Here is a 371-nt window from a genome sequence, read left to right as displayed (position 1 = left end):
AATTGCTTTCAGTTCTGTAATTTTATAGATGATTCACAGGAGTTGATGTTAACGGTGCTTCTGTTCTCGTGTTGTGAATTGCTTTCAGTTCTGTAATTTTATAGATGATTCACAGGTTCTTGTAAAACGTATATCTTGCATTGCAGTTGTGAATTGCTTTCAGTTCTGTAATTTTATAGATGATTCACAGGTGGATATCCAGTAAGAACTAATGAAGAAGTGTTGTGAATTGCTTTCAGTTCTGTAATTTTATAGATGATTCACAGGTTCTTGTAAAACGTATATCTTGCATTGCAGTTGTGAATTGCTTTCAGTTCTGTAATTTTATAGATGATTCACAGGTTTCATGAAACTTTTGCAAGTAGTTAATA

Source organism: Seonamhaeicola marinus (assembly GCF_008085455.1).
Note: the sequence above shows the minus strand (reverse complement) of the source record.